This is a genomic window from Brevibacterium yomogidense (assembly GCF_900163715.1).
Taxonomy (GTDB): Bacteria; Actinomycetota; Actinomycetes; order Actinomycetales; family Brevibacteriaceae; genus Brevibacterium; species Brevibacterium yomogidense_A.
In genome coordinates, this window is sequence record NZ_FWFF01000017.1 from 224,494 (window position 1) to 242,505 (window position 18,012).

The window sequence follows — 18,012 nt, forward strand, 5'->3', positions numbered from 1 at the left end:
ACCACAAGCTTCGGTCGGAGAGGACTGACGGCGCGTCGACTGATCGGGTGGATCGGACCAGCCGAACGGCTGGATTCGGCCAGCCGTTCGGCTCCGAATGGCTGACGCCCGCGTCCGTGCCCCCGGATACCGTGAGGGTGTGAACACGGAGACTTCAGCGACGCCGGCCATGGACGTCGCCCATCGGATGCGCGGCGAACGCCGCCGGCGCGTGCTGCGCACAGCCGGATACGTCGCGGTCGGGCTGCTGCTGTTCGTCGTCGGCATCGTCGTGAGCTCGCTGTCGACCGTCGGCGTCCCCGGTGCGTTCGATGCGAACGGCGAGCTCTCGTCGATCGGCGTGCTCATCGTGCTGGTCGTCTGGATCCTCTGGGCGACCGTCTTCGTCCGGACGCGGTGGCCGTGGATACCCCTGGCTGCCGGGGCTCTGTCGGGACTCGCAGGTGGCGACGTCCTCCTCCTGCTCATCGGGATGTTCCACAGCGTCATCCGCCTGCCCCGTCGTACGGCGATCATCACGACCGCCGTGGGCGCAGCCGTGGTGGTCTGGTCGATCGTCTGGGCGTGCCTGCGCCATCCCGCCCTCAACCCGTTCGCCTTCTTCTTCGTGCCGGAGCCGCAGTCCCTCATGGGTGTCGATACGCCGGAGCCGCTGCCCGGCACGGCGCTGGGGATCGATCTCCTGACGATCGGAGTGGGGGTCGTCGCGCTCGCGGTCGCCGTGGGCGTCGGGTTCCTCGTCCGGCGAACACGGAGGATGCGGACGGTGGAGGCGGTCGCGGTCCGGCAGACGGAGCGCAGCGAGTCACTGTCCGATGAGCTCGCCCGGCAGAAGGAGCGCCAGCTGCTCGCACAGGAGCTGCACGATACGCTCTCGCACCGATTGTCCGTCATCTCGCTGCACAGCGGGGCGCTCGAAGTGGCCGGTGACGATCAGCGGTCGGTGGATGCGGCTGCCGCCCTGCGACGTGAGGCGAAGGCATCCCTCGATGACCTGAGGGACCTCGTGAGCGGTGTGCGTGAGGGAACACCGGGGGCGCAGCGGCCCGCTGCCGGTGACTCGAGCGCACCGGTGGTCGCCTCCGTGCGCACCGTGCCGGACCTCGTCGATTCGGTCACGGCTGCCGGTGTCGACCTCCGCCCGGTGCTCCTGCTGCAGGACCTCGAAAGTGTGCCGACGGTGCTGGATCGTGCGGTCTATCGCATCGTGCAGGAGGCGCTGACGAACGCGATGAAGCATGCGCCCGGGGTGCCCGTCTCCGTCGATGTGCGGGTGAGCGCTCGGGAGGGGGCACGGATCGTCGTGTCGAACCCGCTCTCAGTGCAGCCGTCCGGCGGTGACGCACGAACCCTGCACGACGGCGTCGACCTGTCCGGGACCGGAGGCGGAATGGGCGTGCCGGGCATCGAGGAGCGGGCGCGGATGCTCGGGGGACAGGCCGCGGTGGGTCCCCGCGGGGACGCCTTCGTCGTCGATGTCCAGATGCCACCGTTCGCGGACCGAGGCGCGGCACAGTCTGCAGGGACCTGATCGGTCCCGGCGTCACCTGAGCTGCCCCGGCGTCGCCCTGCCAGGGTCCGGCACCTGTCCATGAGGTGACTCCGCCCGAGCCGTGTCCGCCCCCTGTTCTACTGTTGTGGCATGTCGACTGCGCAGCCGATCCGTGTCCTCCTCGTCGATGACGACCAGATGGTCCGCACGGGTCTCGAGCACATCCTGTCCTACGTGGACGACATCGACGTCGTCGCTCAAGCGGGGACGGGCGCGGAGGCGCTCGACCAGGTGACGCGCCACTTCCCGGATGTCGTCCTCATGGACATCCAGATGCCGGTGATGGACGGGATCGAAGCGGCGGGACGGATGCGGAACATGCCGCGGGCTCCCAAGGTCATCACCCTCACCAGCTTCGACACGGACGACAACCTGTTCCGCTCACTGGAGGCGGGGGCCGCCGGCTTCATCCACAAGGACATCGCGCCGCGCGACCTCCCCGACGCAATCCGCACGGTGCACGACGGCGAAGGCTTCGCGTCACCCCGCGCGACCACTCGGCTCATGGCGATGCACCAGAGCAGCCAGGAGAGCACCCGCCGCTTCGAGGCCCGTCAGCTCCTGGCCGGGCTCACGGCGAAGGAGCGGGAGGTCGCAGAGCTCGTCACCCGCGGCATGGGCAACCGTGAGATCGCAGAGGCGACGTATTCCAGCCAAGCGACGGTGAAGACCCACCTCAACCGGGTCATGGCGAAGCTCGACTCGCCCAATCGCGTGGGCGTCGCGGTCACCCTCACGCTCGCGGGCCTGAGCGACTGAACAACTGAGCGGCTGAGCCGACCAGCCGGCAGGGTCGTCGCTCAGGTTGAGCGCACCCACCGGGGGCTCTTCCGACCGATCATCCAGACTGATTCATTACCATGGTGACACCGCGTTCGAGGGAGGGACCGATGGCACGTCACCCGTGGAAGAAGCTGTGGCGAGAGCAGTGCGCCGGTCGCATGCCCGCCTACCGCATCCTGGTGCCTGATTCCGTCACGGATTCGGTCCTCCGCGCGTGGGAAGCGCGTGGATACGCGCTGCCGGCGTCGCGGCAGACGAACCCCGCTCGTGTGCTCGGCACTCCGGGGGAGACCCGCAACCTCATCCGCTCGAACGTCCTCTTCCGTGCTCTGACAGGGGCGGGCGCTGCGACGACCGGCGTGGTGGGCCTCGGCACCTTCGGCATCTCGTGGCTGGCCGGTGATCCGTTCGCCGGAGGGATCGCGGCCACAGGCCTGCTCGCGGCGGGAACCGGCGCCACGGGTGCGGTGACCGGCACGAAGTACCTGCGCGATCCCAAGCGGCTCTCGCGCAAGGATCGCGAGGTCGCCCGCAGTGCTCGGTGGATCACCCCGACCGCGCTGGGCTTCGTCCCCGGTGTGAAGAACGCGCAGGACACGGATGAGCAGCGGCTGTTCCACCTCGCGGTCACCCTTGCGACCCGCATCGCGGCGACCCGCGCGTGGACCCACCCGATCCTCGCGGACCATGTGGCGCGGGTGGACCTGGACGAGATGGTCGCGAACGTGGGTGTGCGCCTCGTCGAGCTGGTCACCGTCCGCACGGAGCTCGACGCGATGAGCGACGGCGCGGAGGCCGTACGGGTCACGGCGTATCTGGGCCGGCTGGCGGAGGCGTTCGAATCGATCGCGGACCGGGTCCTCTCGATGCACGAGTACCTCGAGCACCTGCGTGCGCTCGACGCCCAGCTCATCGCGCTCGACCATTCGGAGCGCACGCGTGAGGTCGGCGAGCGGGTGCTCGATATCGTGTCGCGCACGGCGGGCGACGAGTCGATCGGTGCGCAGTTCCGGGATCTCAACATGGAAGCGGAGTCCCACGCGGAATCCATCGCGAAGCTCCTCGAGGAGCTGGACGAGACGGCAGACGACTTCGACGACCTGGACTCGCAGATCGCGAAGGCTGCGCAGACCGGTGGTGCGCGGGTCAACGGCGACCGGGGCGAGGACCAGCCTGCCGCGCTCCCGGCAGAGGCCGATCCGGCGACCCGGATCGACGCGTTCCTCGACGGTGAGCGGGAGACGACGCGCGTCGACGTGCGCAGGCAGCACTCCGACGACGCCTGAGGCGCACTGTCAGCCGTCGTGCTCCAGGATCCTGATCGCGAGCTGCACCCGGTTCGTCACCAGCAGCTTGTCGAACAGATGGCTCACGTGGGTCTTCACCGTCGGGAGGCTGAGGACGAGGGCGTCGCTGATCTCCGCATTCGTCAGTCCCTGCGCGACGAGCCGGCCGACGTCCCATTCGCGCGGAGTGAGGGTGGACGGCCCCTCTGATTCCCGTGCAGGGGTCGTAGTCCCGTCATGAGCACGGCCCGCCTCATCCGGCCCGGACCGATGTGAACCGCCGGGGAAGGATCCGGCCTCCTCCCTCGAGGCGATGCGGACCAGCCGGTCCAGGACAGCAGGAGAGAACTGGGCGTGGCCCTGCACCGCACCGTGGATCGCGTCGACGACGGCTTCCGGCGACGAATCCTTGAGCAGGAACGACACCGCTCCGGCGCGCAGAGCCTCGACGAGGAAGCCGTCGGCGTCGAAGGCGGTGAGCACGACCACCCGCGCCCGCGCTCCCGCTCGGGTGAGTTCCACGGTCGCCTCGATGCCGCTCATCCCCGGCATGCGGATGTCCATGAGGACGACATCGGGATCCAGCACCCGGATCTGGGAGAGCGCCGTGGGCCCGTCGGCGGCCTCGCCGATGACGGTGATCCCGGCGGTGCCGTCGACCATGAGTCGCAGCCCCGAGCGCATGAGGCTCTCGTCGTCGACGATGAGGACGCGGACCGATTCCGTCGGAGGCGCTGTGTTCAGCGGTGCCATGGGAGTCTCACCTCCAGCGTGAAGTCGTCCGCGGTGTGCGCCCACCGCGCGGATCCACCCAGTAGACGGGCGCGCTCCTCGACTCCGGTGAGGCCGAGGTGCGTGCCGGTCGGCGCAGTGGCCGGGCCTGATGCGGCTAACGGGACCGATGCGGCCACCGCGGCCGAGGCGGTGCGCTGGTCCCTGAGGACGCCGCGGTCGCCGCTGTGGGAGGGGAGCGGGGCACTGAGGGCGGTGTGCCCGCCACTGCGGGCGGTGAGCGGGTTCGTCACGCGGAGGACGACCTCGGCGGCGGTGTCCTTCCGCCTGCCCGTGTCGCGGGCAAGAGTCACGGTGACGGGCGCGCCCGGTGCGTGCTTCCGCGCATTGACCAGCGACTCCGCGAGGATGCGCTCGAGTGCGACGGTGAGGGGTCGCGGGGCCTGCTCGAGTTCGGTCAGGGTGATCCGCTCCCAGACGATGCAGACGTCTGCCCCACGATCCCGTTCGCGTGCGATGAGGGCGTCGAGCGAGGCCGCGTCTGCCAGAGGCGCGGCATCCAGGCCGGGAGTCGGGTCGGCATCGTCCGGCTGCTCGCGGAGTGAGAGGAGCAGCTGACGCAGATCGGCGTGAGCGGACGCGGCGGAATCGCGCAGAGTCTGTCCGACCTCCCGGACCCGGTCCGGCGGCAGGTCGTCGCGGTATGCGAGCGCCCCCGCGTGCATCGAGATGAGGGACAGGTGATGGGAGAGCCCGTCGTGCATGTCCCGGGCGAGCGCGACGCGCTCCTCTGCCAGGACGCGCTGGACCTCCGCCGCCTGCTCGCGGTGGGACGCATCTGCCTGCGCGCGCAGGGAGTCGATGAGAGCCGCCCGTGTCGACCGGACACGGCCCCACAGCAGGAGCGAGACGGTGATCACGACGAGGATCGGCGCTTCGACACCGAGCGTGTCCGCGAACGATCCGTCGAACTGCACCATCACGAGCGAATAGATCAGCCAGGCTGCAAGGGTGAGTGCGACGGCGGCGGTGTCGGTGCGCAGGTCGCGGAGCCGGCCGATCCGGACAGCGGCGACGATGAAGGCCGGCAGTGCCCAGCTGCTGGGCACACTCAGCGGGATGAGGACGAGGTTCCACGCCCCCGCGCGTCGCAGAGGGCCGATCGACACCGCCGCCGCGATACCTGTGAGTGCATCGAGGACGAGGACCGCGGAGACGTGCTGCGGGACCGGAGTTCCGGCCTCGTCGAGTGCGATCCCCGCACTGATGAACCAGCAGCCGGCACCCAGCAGCAGGCAGGCGAGCGAGGTGAGCAGCGCGCGGCCTCGGCGGTGGGACGCAGTGGGAGGAGAGGCAGGACCGGTGGGCACGCGATCAGTCTAGGGATAGCGCCGGGCAGGCAGGATCGTGCTTTCGTATGAGGGCTCAGGTTCAGTCTTCCGCACGATCCTCTGGCCCGCCGCGAACGGAAGCCTGGGGGTATGACATCAACCGCATCACCACTGTTCCTGCCGTACCACCGACTCGCACGACTCCGGCCCGAGGCCGCACGCTGGTGGCGCCCTCTCCTGGTCGTGATCGTTGCAGCCGTGATCGCTCTGGTCCTGTTCGCCATCGTGCTGGTAGGAGGACTCCTCGTCTCGCTGGTCCCCGGGGTGCCCGACCCGAGCCCTGAGCTCGATGATCCCCGCAATCCGATGGACACGGCGCTGGGATTGGCGACCCTCGCGGTGATGACGCCGGCGGTGCTGTGGGCCTACCGGTTCGTGGGTGGCCGTCGAGGCGCTGCCGCAGGCTCGCTGCATTCTGTGGCGGGCAGGTTCCGGTGGTCGCTCGCGCTGCGGGCGGCCGCTGTGGTGATCCCGGTCTTCGCTGTGGTGAACGGCGCGTCGGTCGTGTTCTCCGGAGCCTCATTCGACGTGCCTCAGCAGCGCGGCGCGGTCGTCGCGATCCTGCTCATCGTCGTGGTGGCCGTGCCGCTGCAGTGCGCGGCCGAGGAGTACGTCTTCCGGGCCCTGCCGATGCAGGTGTGCGGCATCTGGCTGCGCTCGCCCCTGTGGGGGATCCTCCTGCCGGTGCCGCTGTTCGTCCTGGGCCACGAGTACGACGTCTGGGGACAGGTCGACATCGCCGTCTTCGCGGTGGCGATGGGCCTCCTCGCGTGGAAGACCGGTGGGATCGAGCTGCCGATCGTCGTGCACACGGCGAACAATCTCACGCTGTTCCTCATGTCCCCGTTCGCGCCGGCGACCGTCGCACAGGGCGCAGTGGATCCGCGCATGCTGCTCATCTCGATCCCCATCACGGTGCTCACGACGCTCGGGCTCTGGGCGTGGGTGTCGCGCCGGGAGGGAATCGGCTTCCTCACGCCGGTGCGCGGCGCGGGGCGCAGCGAGGCCGCACGCGTTCCGGCCGGTGCCGTCCTACACTCGATGAATGGCTGAACCGACTCCGCAGATACCCATCCTCGACTGCCACAACGATCTGCCCTTCGCCCTGCGGGAGAAGGCCGGCTACGACGTGCAGCGGTTGGATCAGGTCCGGGAGGAGCTGCACACCGACCTGGTGCGCATGCGCCGAGGCGGAGTGGGCGCCCAGTTCTGGTCCGCCTGGGTGCCGTCCTCCATCCCCCAGGAGGACGCGGTCGTCGCTACGCTGCAGCAGATCGATGCGGTCCACCGCCTCACCGCTGCGTACCCGGAGATCCTGCAGCCGGCACGCACGGCGGATGACGTCGACTCCGCGCTCGCCGCTGGTCGCATCGCCAGCCTCATCGGTCTGGAGGGCGGCCAGTCGATCGCGGATTCCCTCGCGGTCCTGCGGCAGATGTTCCACCTGGGCGCCCGGTATATGACGCTCACCCACAACGACGACCTCGCCTGGGCGACGGCGGCGACCGGAGCCGCGGAGGCGCAGGCCGAGGCCGACGGCACCCCCGGTTCTCCTGGCGCCCGCTCGACCCGCGGACTCACCGTCGAGGGTCTGGCGGTGGTCGGGGAGATGAACCGATTGGGCATGATCATCGACCTGTCGCACACCAACGAGCGCACCCAGCTGGATGCGCTGGGTGCCTCGACCGTGCCGACTCTGTTCACCCACTCATCGGTCCAGTCCGTGAATCCGCACCCGCGGAACGTCACCGACCGTGTCCTCGAGCGGATCGCTGCGACCGATTCCGTTCTCGGCCTCACCTTCGTCCCCGCATTCGTCTCCTCCGACGTGCGGCAGTGGATCCTGGACCGGGCGCAGGCGCGGATCGACCTCGGCATCGACGATCCGCACCGGGCGAACAGCCTCACCCGGCCGTACAGCATGGCCGCCGCACCCCGTCCGGGCCAGAGCTGCGAGGATGTCCTGGCGCACAATGCCGCACACCACGCCGGCTTCGACTACGGCGACACCGACGTCGAGGTCTCGCCAGCCGCCGCTGCTCGCCTGGCCGCGTGGGAAGCCGCGCACCCGGAGCCGCAGGCGACGATGCAGGACGTCATCGCCCACCTCGAGGCCGCGCGCGAGGCCGTGGGCATCACCCGGATCGCGGTGGGCGGCGACTACGACGGGACAGCGATCCTTCCCACCGGGCTCGAGGACGTCTCCCGCTACCAGGACCTGCTGCGCGCTCTCGCTGACCGGGGCTGGTCGCGAGCCGACCTGGAGGCCCTCGCGACCCGCAACGTCCTGCGCGTCATGCGTGCGGCGGAGGACGGCGCAGACGGAGATGTGGACGCGGCTCCACACGTGTGAGGGCGGTCAGCGCTCGCCCGATCGCCGAGTAGCCTGAGGCCATGCTCGAGCTCGTGCTGTTCAGCCTGCCTGTCGCGATCTACGTCCTCGTCCAGACGGGTAGGCGCGACTGCACGGCAGCCGACGCCCTGGGCCGTGTGGGCGCGACGACCGGGACCGGGCGCGACCACTGGCGCGGTGTCATCCTCTTCATCCCCCTGCTGATCGCAGCGATCATCGCCGCCTGGGTGATCCCCGCGGATGTGCGTGAGGCGCCCGGAGTGTCCATCGCCTCGGTCGCGTCCGTGGGCGCGGTGGTGGGCGTCGTCCTGCGGGCACTGGGGGAGGAGGTCTTCTTCCGCGGCCTCCTGGCCGGAGTGCTCATCCGCCGGCTGGGATTCGCCTGGGGCAACCTGATGCAGGCGCTCGCGTTCCTCGTGCCGCACGCGGCGCTGCTGGCGATCGACATCCGACTGTGGCCGATCCTGCCCGTGCAGTTCGCGGTGGGCTGGGTGCTGGGGCACCTGCGCCACGTGACGGGGTCGTTCCTGCCGGGCGCACTGGTCCACATTGTCGCGAACGTGGTCGCGGGCATCCTCATGGGGTGATCCCTCAGCCATTGCCGTCACGGTCCCTCTTCGCGTAACCGCAGGGCGTCTCGCCCGTGAAGGTGCGGAAGTCGCGGACGAAGTGCGACTGGTCGAACCAGCCCAGGCCGTAGGCGAGAGCGGCCATCGAGCGCCTCTTCGTGGGGTGACCACTGAGCTGGTCCGCATCGTGCTGGGTCATCACTGGGTCGATAGCCGGAGACTGAGCGGTGATCCTCAGCGCAGGTCGAGGAACCGGCGCAGCTCGTCGAAGGCGTCGCGGATCACGGTGTAGTGCGCCCACTTGCCGCGCTGCTCTCGCGTCAGCAGTCCAGCCTCGACCAGCTTCTTCATGTGGTGGCTGATCGTGGGCTGACTGATATCGAGCACATCGACCAGGTCGCAGGCGCACACCGCTTCGCACCCCTGGGCCGCGACATGCGACAGGAGCCGCAGGCGCGTCGGATCCGCGAGGGCCTTGAGCTTCTGCGCGACCCGACCGGCATCGTCCGCCCCGAGCGGCGCCGCGTCCAGCGTGCAGCACTCGGATGCGACGTCGACACCCGGCTCTGTGCTCTCCACCGAAGTACTCATGGCTCCACCATACATTGACGTTCGTCGATGCATGCGCATACTCTCACCCATAGACGTCCATCGATCTAGAGAGTGGAGTGCTGATGAGCACTACGGCATCGGCTGTCGCGCAGACAGCGTCGCGCCCGGTCGGGCAGGAGATGTCGTTCCTCGACCGTTGGCTGGCAGTGTGGATTCTGGCGGCAATGGCAGTGGGTCTGCTGCTGGGACGGTTCGTGCCCGGTCTCGACACGGCGTTGGACGCAGTGAAGATCGGCGGAATCTCCGTACCGATCGCCGTTGGCCTGCTGGTCATGATGTATCCCGTGCTGGCGAAGGTGCGCTACGACGAGATGCACCGGGTGACGGGCAATCGGAAGCTGCTGGTCCTGTCGCTGTTCCTCAACTGGATCGTCGGCCCGGCCTTCATGTTCACGCTGGCCTGGGTGTTCCTGCCCGATCTGCCGGAGTTCCGCACCGGACTGATCATCGTCGGCCTGGCCCGCTGCATCGCGATGGTGTTCATCTGGAACGACCTGGCCTGCGGTGACCGTGAGGCCGCTGCGGTGCTGGTGGCCATCAATTCCGTCTTCCAGGTCGTGGCCTTCGGTGCGCTCGGTTGGTTCTATCTCCAGGTGCTGCCGTCCTGGCTGGGACTGGAGACGACCTCGGCGCAGTTCTCCGTGTGGGCGATCGTGGCATCGGTGCTCGTCTTCCTCGGCATCCCCCTCCTGGCGGGCTTCCTCACGCGAACGCTGGGGGAGAAGGCCAAGGGCCGCCAGTGGTACGAAGAGTCGTTCCTGCCGACGATCGGCCCGTGGGCGATGTACGGACTGCTGTTCACGATCGTTCTGCTGTTCGCCATGCAGGGGGAGGCGATCACCTCGCAGCCCTGGGACGTGGCCCGCATGGCGGTGCCGCTGCTGCTGTACTTCGTGCTCATGTTCGCAATCAGCCTGTTCGCCTCGAAAGCTGTGGGGCTGAACTACGCGAAGTCGACCAGCGTGGCCTTCACCGCCTCGGGCAACAACTTCGAACTGGCCATCGCGGTGTCGATCGGGACCTTCGGAATCACCTCGGGCCAGGCGCTGGCGGGAGTCGTCGGCCCGTTGATCGAAGTCCCCGTGCTCGTCGGCCTCGTCTATGTCGCCCTCTGGCTCGGGCCCAGGCTCTTCCGCGATGACCCGACTGTCCCGACCCGTTCAGGCGCGGGGGTGCGATCATGACCGGCAGGCCGAGTGTGCTGTTCGTCTGCGTCAAGAACGGCGGCAAGTCCCAGATGGCCGCTGCCCTGCTGCGCCACCGCGCCGGGGGTGCGATCGAGGTCCACTCGGCAGGCACCGCGCCGGGCGGCTCTCTCAACAGTCTCTCCGCGGAAGCGGTCGCAGAGTCAGGTGCCGACATGGCGGGTGAGCAGCCCAAACCGATCGACCCGGAGCTCTTGCGTCGCGTTGACCGGGTCATCGTGATCGGGCAGGACGCACGCGTTGAACCGGTCGCGGGAATGACGGCCGCGGTCGAGACCTGGACGACTGATGAGCCATCCCAGCGCGGTGTCGAAGGACTCGAACGGATGCGCTTGGTCCGTGACGACATCGACGCCCGCGTCCGTGCCCTGCAGGCGGAGCTCCGCACCAGTTGAACCTACCCCTGATTGGAAGACCCCCATGACTTCTGCACCCAAGCCCAGCGTCCTCTTCGTCTGTGTCCACAATGCGGGGCGTTCGCAGATGGCAGCCGGCTACCTGCGCCACCTGTCCGAAGGACGGATCGAGGTTCGCTCCGCGGGATCCGAACCGGCCGACCAGATCAATCCGGTGGCGGTCGAGGCGATGGCCGAGGAGGGCATCGACATCACGGCGAGCTCGCCGAAGGTCCTCACCACCGAGGCGGTGCAGGATTCCGACGTCGTCATCACGATGGGCTGCGGGGACGCCTGCCCGATCTTCCCCGGTAAGCGCTACGAGGACTGGGAACTGGCCGATCCTGCAGGCAAGGGGCTCGACGACGTCCGGCGGGTCCGCGACGACATCAAGGCCCGTATCCAACAGCTTGTCGGCGAGTTGGAGCCGACAGCGACCAGCTGACCGGCTCACCCATCCGACGAGCCGCTGATTCCTCCACCACCGACTTCACCACACGACTGACTCCAGGAGACAAAACATGCAGGACAGCGCCGCCGACACCCACGATCTGCCCGTCGTCATCATCGGTGCCGGCCCCGTCGGGCTCGCCGCGGCCGCCCACGTCCGTGAACGCGGGCTCACCCCGATGGTGCTCGAAGCCGGAGAATCCGCGGCGGCTGCGATCCGCACGTGGGGACACACGCGGCTGTTCTCGCCGTGGCGCTACAACATCGACGAGGCCGCCAGGCGCCTGCTGGAGGCGGGCGGCTGGCAGGAACCAGACCTGAACGTCCTGCCCACCGGCCACGAACTGGTCGATGGCTACCTGGTCCCGCTGGCAGCGGCACTGCACGACGTCATCCGCACCGACTCGCGCGTCGTTGCAGTCTCCCGGGACGGCATCGACAAGACTCGCAGCGCGAACCGCGATGCCACCCCGTTCCTCGTGCGCATCGCCCGTCCCGATGGCTCGCACGAGGACGTGCACGCTCGCAGCGTGATCGATGCGTCCGGCACCTGGTCACAGCCGAACCCACTGGGACGGTCGGGCCTGCCAGCCCTCGGAGAGGACCGCGCCGCGGCGCAGGGACTCATCACTCAGCCCCTGCCCGCGATCAACGGCACCGAGCGCGAACGGTTCGCGGGCCGTCACGTTCTGGTGGTCGGCGCCGGGCATTCGGCGGCGAACACACTGCTCGACCTGGCTGAGCTTGCTGAAGACGATCCCGAGACACGGATCAGCTGGGCAGTGCGCTCTGCTGACGTCTCCAGCACGTACGGCGGCGAGGCCGACGACGAGCTCGCAGCACGCGGTGCGATCGGGTCCCGCCTCCGAACGCTCGTCGAATCCGGCGCTGTCGACGTCCACACCTCCTTCGTGATCTCAGGTTTCGAAGCCACCGGTGACCGGCTCCGTGTCCTGGCGACAGGAGCCGCCGGACTCGAAGACCTGACCGTGGACGTGCTCGTGCCCGCCACCGGCTTCCGCCCTGACCTGTCGATCCTGAGCGAGCTTCGCCTCGAGATGGATCCTGCAGTCGAGGCCCCGCGACAGCTCGGACCGCTCATCGATCCGGAGTTCCATTCCTGCGGCAGCGTCGAACCCCACGGCGAGCAGGTCCTGTCCCACCCCGAACCGGGCTTCTACATCGTGGGGATGAAGAGCTACGGCAGGGCGCCGACCTTCCTCCTGGCCACCGGGTACGAGCAGGTCCGCTCCATCGCAGCGGCACTGGCAGGCGACCGCGCGGCTGCAGACGCTGTGCACCTGGACCTTCCGGAGACCGGCGTGTGCAGCGCCGACCTCGGAGCTTCCTGTGACGCGTCTGACGTGCCCCAGCTGGTGACGGTCGGCGGACCTGGGCCGTCATCGTCCATGTGCTGCTGAGCATTCGGCCCTCCATCCTTCGGCCTTCCGCCCGCGCGCGATCGGCACAGACATTCGGCACAGAGATACTGGAGCGATGAGACCACCTTCAGGCCCGGCGCGCGATCACTGTCATGACTGATCGTCCTCGCGGTGGGCTCCCCGCGCTGTGCGCCGCACAGGTCGTCAGCTGGGGGCTGCTCTACTACTCCCTACCGGTCGCGGTCGCTCCGATCTCGGAGGAGACCGGTTGGAGCCACACCGTCATCACCGCGGCGCTGTCCGCAGGACTGATCGTGTCCGCGCTGGCAGGGATCCGGGTGGGTCGGCTCCTGGACAGCCAGAGCCCGCGCGCCGTCATGACGACCGGCTCCCTCGTGGGGGTCGGCGCGATGCTGCTGGTCGCGTGGTCACCGAATCTGGTGATGTTCTTCGTCGCGTGGGTCGTGGCCGGCTTCGCCCAGTCCGCGGTGCTCTATCCGCCGGCCTTCGCGGTCATCACCCGCTGGTACGGGCCGCGCAGGGTCGGCCCGCTGACGACGGTGACGCTGGTCGGAGGACTGGCTTCGACGGTGTTCGCGCCACTGGTCGCCTATCTGGTCGACCAGTTCGGCTGGCGGACGAGCTACCTCGTGATCGCCGGCATCCTGGCTGTCACCACGGTGCCCCTGCACGCGCTCTTCCTCAACAGCCGGTGGACCGATACCCCCACATCGCGCTCGGAGGAGAATCCGACTGCGACCATCCGCACGGTGACCAGGTCGCGGCAGTTCATCACCCTGCAGATCACGATGGCGATCGCGACCTTCACCCTCTTCGCCGTCACCATCAACATCATCCCGATGTTCCTGGAGCGCGGCATGTCGTACAGCACCGCCGCCCTGGCGCTGGGACTGATCGGTGCCGGCCAGGTCGTCGGACGCGTGGGATACCCGCAGTTCGCGCGGGTGACCAGTGCAAGGGCGCGAACGGTCGTGATCTTCGCCGCGGGTGCGGCCGGGCTCTGGGCGCTGGCACTGCTGCCCGGACCCGCCTGGCTGCTGATCGCCGTCGCCGTGATGGCCGGTGCAGTGCGCGGATGTCACACTCTGCTCCAGGCGACAGCGGTGTCGGATCGGTGGGGTACCCAGGACTTCGGAACGATCAACGGCGTCTTCACTGCACCGATGACGTTCGTCGGAGCCTTCGCCCCCGTGGCGGGACCCGCAGTCGCCGGTGCGCTGGATGGCTACCCGATGATGGCCGCCGTCATGGCCGTTCTGCTCACCGGGGCAGCCGTCGCCACCTCCCGCACCTGATCTGTGACCCGTTTGCGTCTGTCACCGGAGCATGCGTCCGTCACCGGATCATGCTTCCGTCACCGGACGGGGGCTCCGGGGCCCAGTGGGATGCCGATCGCGTACCAGAGCAGGAAGAACGCGGTCCACCCTATGAGCACGGCGATGCAGACCGGCAGTGTCATCGACACGAGCGTGCCGATGCCGGCGTCTCTGCGATACCGCTGGAGGTAGGTCAGCATGAGAGCGAAGTACACGTTGAGCGGCGTGATGAGGTGCGAGCCCGAGTCGCCGATGCGGAAGAGCACCTGGCTCACCTCTGGGTTCACATTCAGCAGCATCATCGCCGGCACTATGACCGGCGCCATGAGCGTCCACTGCGCTGAACCGCTGGTGATGAACAGGTTCAGCAGGAACGTCATGAGGATGACGCCGATGAAGAGCAGCGGCGTGGCGACTCCCAGCGCTTCGACGAGGTCCGCTCCGGTGACGGCCAGGACGGCACCGATGTTGGACCATTCGAACCAGGCGATGAACTGGGCGGCGACGAAGAACAGGACCAGGACGGGGGCGACGTCCTTCATCCCGTTCACCATGAACTCCGGCAGCTTCGCCCACGTGACGGTGCCGACGGTCGCCCCGTATGCCACGCCGAGCACGACGAACATGATCGCGATGAGTATGGAGACGTGCATGAGTGCGGGGCCCGTGAGGATCCCGCCGTCCTCGCCGCGCAGGGGCGAGCCCGGGATGGCGACCGCCCCGGCCACCAGCGACAGGAAGGCGAGCAGCGCGATGAGCGCATTGCGGACTCCGCGCTTCTCTGCGGAGCTCAGGTCCATGGATTCCTCGTCCGCTCGTTCGGCGGAGTCTGCAGCGTCGTCCGTGCGCTCTGCCGAACCGGCGGCAGCCGTGCGGCCGGCGGTTCCGACCGAGGACTTCCTGCGGTTCCCCGGTGCCCGAGGCCCGTCCAGCTCCAGCCCCTCGACCCGCGGCGCCACCCACTTCTCCATGACCCACGTGATGAGCGCGGCCAGGAAGATCGACGACGGCACCGTGAAGTAGATGTTCGACAGCGGCGAGACCACGTACTCGGGATCCACCAGCTGGGCGGCGCTCGTGCTGATGCCGGCGTAGAGGGGTTCTGCCGCAGTGATGACGAGGGACGCATTGAAGCCCGCGTCGACGCTCGCGAAGGCCAGGACGATGCCGAGCAGCGGGCTGCGGCCGATGGCGAGGAAGGCCATCGCGGCCAGCGGCGGGAGGACGATGATGACGGCGTCGGAGGCGACGGAGCCGGCGATCCCGGTGAGGGCGACGGCGAAGGTGAGCCACCGGCCGGAGACCGAGGAGACGACCCTGCGCACCGCCGCGGAGATCAGCCCGCTGCCTTCGGCCACGGCGACGCCCATCATGACCACGAGTACGATGCCCAGCGGTGGGAACGCGGTGAAGTTGGTGATCGCCTCGGACACGATCTGCCGGATGCCCTCCACCGACAGCAGATTGACGACCTCGATCGTCCCCTCGCTGGTGGGCGAGCGAACGCTGACCCCGAGTGCCGACAGCACGAGACTCAGCACCAGGACGACCAGGCCGAGGATCAGGAACAGCCAGAACGGGTGCGGGATGCGATTGCCCGCCCGCTCGATGACGTCGAGCATCCGGGCGGTGAAGCCGCGCTTTCGTGCGACTGGTGGGCATGGTGTCCATGCCACTCCTCCGTGCCACTCTGCAACGGGTGTCTGAAGACCAAGCTACCTTGTGCGAGGGGGAGAGGTGTGGCGACTACGGCTTCCCGTTCTCCTCCAGCTCCGACTGCATCGTGCTGAGCGTGCGCCTGATGTTCCCCCGCTGGAAGTCCGCGAAGGTCGTCCCGCCGGTGGCGACACGATCGAAGAGGGCTGCCACCCAGTTCGGCCACGCGACGCGACCATCGATCCACGTCTCTGTGACACGGGTGCCGCCGGGGATCTCGTCGAAGTCGTAGATCCAGGTCGCGATGCTGCTGCCCACCTGCGGCCTCCGCGCGCCGATCCTGCGCACGTGAAAGGCGAAGCGGCACCCGGGGACAGACGATGTGACGACGGATTCCGTCACCCACCGGGCACGACCGCGGAGGTTGGTGCCCTCGAAGGTCTCGCCAGCCCGCATCGGGCGGTGCTCCTCTGGAACGGTCGCGCCGGTGTTCTCCGGACTCCACCGCGGCATCTGCGCCGGATCGGCGACCTGCCTCCAGATCGATTCGCCGTCGAGAGCGATGTCCACGTGGTCGCTCACCTGCATCGTTCGTCCCATTCATGCTCCTCTGCTCAAGGCCGGGCTCGTTCGGGAACTTCGTCCGACAGCGCTGACGGTCCGTCTCAACCGTAGTCGTGTCGCTGTGATCGGGATGGCTCGCAGCTCTCGCCGCAGTGTCATCGTGTTCGTCGGTATCTGATGGCGTCCGCGTTTCCGGCCACCCGATTAGACTCTCGTTCATGTGAGGCAACGGGGCCTCGCGCAGAGGAGGCCCAGACATGCAGTCAACACTCCACGGCACGAGCACGGACCAGTTCGACGGGCTCCGCTCCGCGTTCGAGGCGAACCTCGAGACAGGGGAGGACCTCGGCGGTTCTCTTGTGGTCAATCTGGACGGCGAGAACGTCGTCGATCTGTGGGGCGGGTATCGGGACGAGGACCAGACGACTCCGTGGACGAGCGACACCATCGTCAATGTGTGGTCGACGACGAAGACCGTCACCTATCTCGCCGCACTCATGCTCGCCGATTCGGGGGACATCGATCTCCACGCGCCAGTCGCCACCTACTGGCCGGAGTTCGCCACCAACGGGAAGGCTGACATCGAGGTGCGCCACCTGCTGGCTCACACATCAGGAGTCTCCGGCTGGGACGCACCCGTCACCCTGGAGGACATGTACGACTGGGAGAAGTCGACAGCGGCGCTGGCTGCGCAGGCACCGTGGTGGAAGCCCGGCAGTGCCGGTGGGTACCACGCCCAGAACCAGGGGCACCTCATCGGCGAGGTCGTACGGCGAGCGACTGGCCTGCGGCTCAAGCAGTTCGTCGATGAGGAGATCGCCGGACAGCTGGGCGCGGACTTCCAGATCGGGGCCCGCGAGGAGGACTGGGGCCGGATATCCGACGTGATTCCCCCGCCTCGGCTGACGATGGACGAATCGATGCCTGCCGACCACCCGATGATCAGAACGTTCACGCAGCCGGTGGCAGATGCTTCCGCCGCGAACACCGCCGCGTGGCGGCGAGCCGACATGGGCGCAGTCAACGGCCACGGCAATGCCCGCTCGGTCGCCCGCATGCTCTCAGCGATCTCTCTGGGTGGCGAGGTCGACGGTGTGCGTCTGCTGTCTCCGGACACGATTGAGCAGGTCTTCGACGTGCAGGCCACCGGCCCGGACCTCGTCCTCGGGGTTCCGATCCGTCGTGGAATGGGCTTCGCGCTGGCCGATGCCGAGGCGATGCCCTCCTTGCCGGAAGGCCGCATCTGCTACTGGGGCGGCTGGGGCGGGTCGGTCATCATCATGGACCTCGACCGTCGGATGACCATCTCCTACATGATGAACAAGATGGGGCCGGGGGTCGTCGGATCGGCACGGAGCGAGCAGTACCTGCGCGAGATCTACCAGGTGATGCCCTGATCGGTCGTGATCGTCAGATCAGCTGAAGAACAAGCCCGAGTGCGGCGATCGCTGCCCCGGTGAGACGCAGAACAATCGCGAATCGGACCTGCTCAGAATCGAGCAGCTCTGCGACACCGCACAGGAACATGAGCCCAGTGAACGTCAGGGCAAGCCCGGGCGATACCTCAGCGTCCGACAGCGCAGTGATGACAAGACTGACCACCAGCAGCAGGCCGAAGCCGACGACGCTGAACTGCGCCGCTCTGCTCCGGCGAGGAGGGCCGAACAGCCCACTCCTCACCGGCCGTCGCGGCGCTGCGTCGGACGATGGCTGATCGGTTGACGGCGTGTCCATGCGGCCATGGT

The 18,012-nt window shown here is 68.3% G+C and carries 19 protein-coding genes; 12 read left to right on the forward strand and 7 right to left on the reverse strand.

The features are described from left to right. Positions 1–139 precede the first annotated feature (139 nt). The 3 genes from FM105_RS10030 to FM105_RS10040 all read left to right on the forward strand — a co-directional run bounded on the left by FM105_RS10030 (position 140) and on the right by FM105_RS10040 (position 3,621). Entirely contained in the window at positions 140–1,531 is a 1,392-nt protein-coding gene (locus FM105_RS10030) for a sensor histidine kinase (RefSeq protein WP_256970330.1), read from the forward strand. 111 nt (positions 1,532–1,642) lie between these two features. Then, on the forward strand, positions 1,643–2,311 hold the full coding sequence (locus tag FM105_RS10035) for a response regulator transcription factor (protein ID WP_087007809.1): 669 nt from the start codon (positions 1,643–1,645) through the stop codon (positions 2,309–2,311). A gap of 131 nt (positions 2,312–2,442) precedes the next feature. Continuing rightward, entirely contained in the window at positions 2,443–3,621 is a 1,179-nt protein-coding gene (locus FM105_RS10040; protein ID WP_179207149.1) for a hypothetical protein, read from the forward strand. A gap of 9 nt (positions 3,622–3,630) precedes the next feature. Here FM105_RS10040 and FM105_RS10045 read toward each other — a convergent pair whose 3' ends face one another. Beyond that, on the reverse strand, positions 3,631–4,374 hold the full coding sequence (locus FM105_RS10045) for a response regulator (RefSeq protein ID WP_087007811.1): 744 nt from the start codon (positions 4,372–4,374) through the stop codon (positions 3,631–3,633). Beyond that, a complete protein-coding gene (locus tag FM105_RS10050; protein WP_087007813.1) occupies positions 4,362–5,723 on the reverse strand; it encodes a sensor histidine kinase in 1,362 nt (453 codons plus the stop codon). The genes FM105_RS10045 and FM105_RS10050 overlap by 13 nt, the downstream gene beginning before the upstream one ends. Positions 5,724–5,834: 111 nt before the next feature. Between FM105_RS10050 and FM105_RS10055 the strand changes: the two genes are divergently transcribed. From FM105_RS10055 to FM105_RS10065, 3 genes are read left to right on the forward strand one after another with little or no spacing between them, the layout of a single operon-like run. Beyond that, positions 5,835–6,797: a CPBP family intramembrane glutamic endopeptidase gene (locus FM105_RS10055; RefSeq protein ID WP_087007814.1), complete on the forward strand. Its 963-nt coding sequence runs from the start codon at positions 5,835–5,837 to the stop codon at positions 6,795–6,797. Then, positions 6,790–8,097, forward strand: coding sequence for a dipeptidase (locus FM105_RS10060; RefSeq protein ID WP_087007816.1), 1,308 nt, complete (start codon positions 6,790–6,792; stop codon positions 8,095–8,097). The genes FM105_RS10055 and FM105_RS10060 overlap by 8 nt, the downstream gene beginning before the upstream one ends. 41 nt (positions 8,098–8,138) lie before the next feature. Next, positions 8,139–8,684, forward strand: a complete 546-nt coding sequence (locus FM105_RS10065; protein ID WP_087007818.1) for a CPBP family intramembrane glutamic endopeptidase — start codon at positions 8,139–8,141, stop codon at positions 8,682–8,684. Positions 8,685–8,688: 4 nt separating this feature from the next. Here the strand turns inward: FM105_RS10065 and FM105_RS14555 are convergent, their stop codons facing one another. Next, a complete protein-coding gene (locus tag FM105_RS14555; protein ID WP_143275868.1) occupies positions 8,689–8,865 on the reverse strand; it encodes a helix-turn-helix domain-containing protein in 177 nt (58 codons plus the stop codon). Between the two features lie 35 nt (positions 8,866–8,900). Beyond that, complete coding sequence (locus FM105_RS10070; protein WP_087007820.1) at positions 8,901–9,257, reverse strand: ArsR/SmtB family transcription factor; 357 nt, start codon at positions 9,255–9,257, stop codon at positions 8,901–8,903. Between the two features lie 83 nt (positions 9,258–9,340). Between FM105_RS10070 and arsB the strand changes: the two genes are divergently transcribed. The 5 genes from arsB (at position 9,341) to FM105_RS10095 (ending at position 14,026) form a co-directional block, all read left to right on the forward strand. After that, complete coding sequence (gene arsB, locus FM105_RS10075; RefSeq protein ID WP_087007822.1) at positions 9,341–10,462, forward strand: ACR3 family arsenite efflux transporter; 1,122 nt, start codon at positions 9,341–9,343, stop codon at positions 10,460–10,462. Then, on the forward strand, positions 10,459–10,878 hold the full coding sequence (locus tag FM105_RS10080; RefSeq protein WP_087007824.1) for an arsenate-mycothiol transferase ArsC: 420 nt from the start codon (positions 10,459–10,461) through the stop codon (positions 10,876–10,878). The genes arsB and FM105_RS10080 overlap by 4 nt, the downstream gene beginning before the upstream one ends. Before the next feature lie 25 nt (positions 10,879–10,903). Continuing rightward, the gene (locus tag FM105_RS10085; protein ID WP_087007825.1) at positions 10,904–11,323 is read left to right on the forward strand and encodes an arsenate reductase ArsC; all 420 of its coding nucleotides are present in this window, start codon (positions 10,904–10,906) and stop codon (positions 11,321–11,323) included. A gap of 76 nt (positions 11,324–11,399) precedes the next feature. Continuing rightward, positions 11,400–12,749, forward strand: a complete 1,350-nt coding sequence (locus FM105_RS10090) for an FAD-dependent oxidoreductase (protein WP_087007827.1) — start codon at positions 11,400–11,402, stop codon at positions 12,747–12,749. Positions 12,750–12,862: 113 nt separating this feature from the next. Further along, positions 12,863–14,026 (forward strand): MFS transporter, encoded by a 1,164-nt coding sequence (locus FM105_RS10095; protein ID WP_087007830.1) that lies wholly within the window; start codon positions 12,863–12,865, stop codon positions 14,024–14,026. Positions 14,027–14,085: 59 nt separating this feature from the next. Here FM105_RS10095 and FM105_RS10100 read toward each other — a convergent pair whose 3' ends face one another. Together FM105_RS10100 and FM105_RS10105 are read right to left on the reverse strand one after the other, a co-directional pair. Continuing rightward, positions 14,086–15,723 (reverse strand): AbgT family transporter, encoded by a 1,638-nt coding sequence (locus FM105_RS10100; protein WP_256970331.1) that lies wholly within the window; start codon positions 15,721–15,723, stop codon positions 14,086–14,088. A gap of 70 nt (positions 15,724–15,793) precedes the next feature. Then, complete coding sequence (locus FM105_RS10105; protein ID WP_087007834.1) at positions 15,794–16,303, reverse strand: SRPBCC family protein; 510 nt, start codon at positions 16,301–16,303, stop codon at positions 15,794–15,796. Between the two features lie 221 nt (positions 16,304–16,524). Between FM105_RS10105 and FM105_RS10110 the strand changes: the two genes are divergently transcribed. Then, complete coding sequence (locus tag FM105_RS10110; RefSeq protein ID WP_087007836.1) at positions 16,525–17,664, forward strand: serine hydrolase domain-containing protein; 1,140 nt, start codon at positions 16,525–16,527, stop codon at positions 17,662–17,664. Positions 17,665–17,677: 13 nt separating this feature from the next. Here the strand turns inward: FM105_RS10110 and FM105_RS10115 are convergent, their stop codons facing one another. Continuing rightward, positions 17,678–18,001 carry a hypothetical protein gene (locus tag FM105_RS10115; RefSeq protein WP_087007838.1) on the reverse strand — a complete coding sequence of 108 codons (324 nt, stop codon included), beginning with the start codon at positions 17,999–18,001 and terminating at the stop codon, positions 17,678–17,680. Between the last annotated feature and the right edge of the window lie 11 nt (positions 18,002–18,012).

Excerpts from the sequence above, each read along its gene's own strand:
- FM105_RS10105 (WP_087007834.1), bottom strand. The coding sequence starts at position 16,303 with ATGGGACGAACGATGCAGGTGAGCGACCACGTGGACATCGCTCTCGAC.
- FM105_RS10085 (WP_087007825.1), top strand. The coding sequence starts at position 10,904 with ATGACTTCTGCACCCAAGCCCAGCGTCCTCTTCGTCTGTGTCCACAAT.
- FM105_RS10065 (WP_087007818.1), top strand. The coding sequence starts at position 8,139 with ATGCTCGAGCTCGTGCTGTTCAGCCTGCCTGTCGCGATCTACGTCCTC.
- FM105_RS10070 (WP_087007820.1), bottom strand. The coding sequence starts at position 9,257 with ATGAGTACTTCGGTGGAGAGCACAGAGCCGGGTGTCGACGTCGCATCC.
- FM105_RS10095 (WP_087007830.1), top strand. The coding sequence starts at position 12,863 with ATGACTGATCGTCCTCGCGGTGGGCTCCCCGCGCTGTGCGCCGCACAG.
- FM105_RS10115 (WP_087007838.1), bottom strand. The coding sequence starts at position 18,001 with ATGGACACGCCGTCAACCGATCAGCCATCGTCCGACGCAGCGCCGCGA.
- FM105_RS10110 (WP_087007836.1), top strand. The coding sequence starts at position 16,525 with ATGCAGTCAACACTCCACGGCACGAGCACGGACCAGTTCGACGGGCTC.
- FM105_RS10060 (WP_087007816.1), top strand. The coding sequence starts at position 6,790 with ATGGCTGAACCGACTCCGCAGATACCCATCCTCGACTGCCACAACGAT.
- FM105_RS14555 (WP_143275868.1), bottom strand. The coding sequence starts at position 8,865 with ATGACCCAGCACGATGCGGACCAGCTCAGTGGTCACCCCACGAAGAGG.
- FM105_RS10090 (WP_087007827.1), top strand. The coding sequence starts at position 11,400 with ATGCAGGACAGCGCCGCCGACACCCACGATCTGCCCGTCGTCATCATC.
- FM105_RS10055 (WP_087007814.1), top strand. The coding sequence starts at position 5,835 with ATGACATCAACCGCATCACCACTGTTCCTGCCGTACCACCGACTCGCA.
- arsB (WP_087007822.1), top strand. The coding sequence starts at position 9,341 with ATGAGCACTACGGCATCGGCTGTCGCGCAGACAGCGTCGCGCCCGGTC.
- FM105_RS10080 (WP_087007824.1), top strand. The coding sequence starts at position 10,459 with ATGACCGGCAGGCCGAGTGTGCTGTTCGTCTGCGTCAAGAACGGCGGC.
- FM105_RS10035 (WP_087007809.1), top strand. The coding sequence starts at position 1,643 with ATGTCGACTGCGCAGCCGATCCGTGTCCTCCTCGTCGATGACGACCAG.
- FM105_RS10045 (WP_087007811.1), bottom strand. The coding sequence starts at position 4,374 with ATGGCACCGCTGAACACAGCGCCTCCGACGGAATCGGTCCGCGTCCTC.
- FM105_RS10040 (WP_179207149.1), top strand. The coding sequence starts at position 2,443 with ATGGCACGTCACCCGTGGAAGAAGCTGTGGCGAGAGCAGTGCGCCGGT.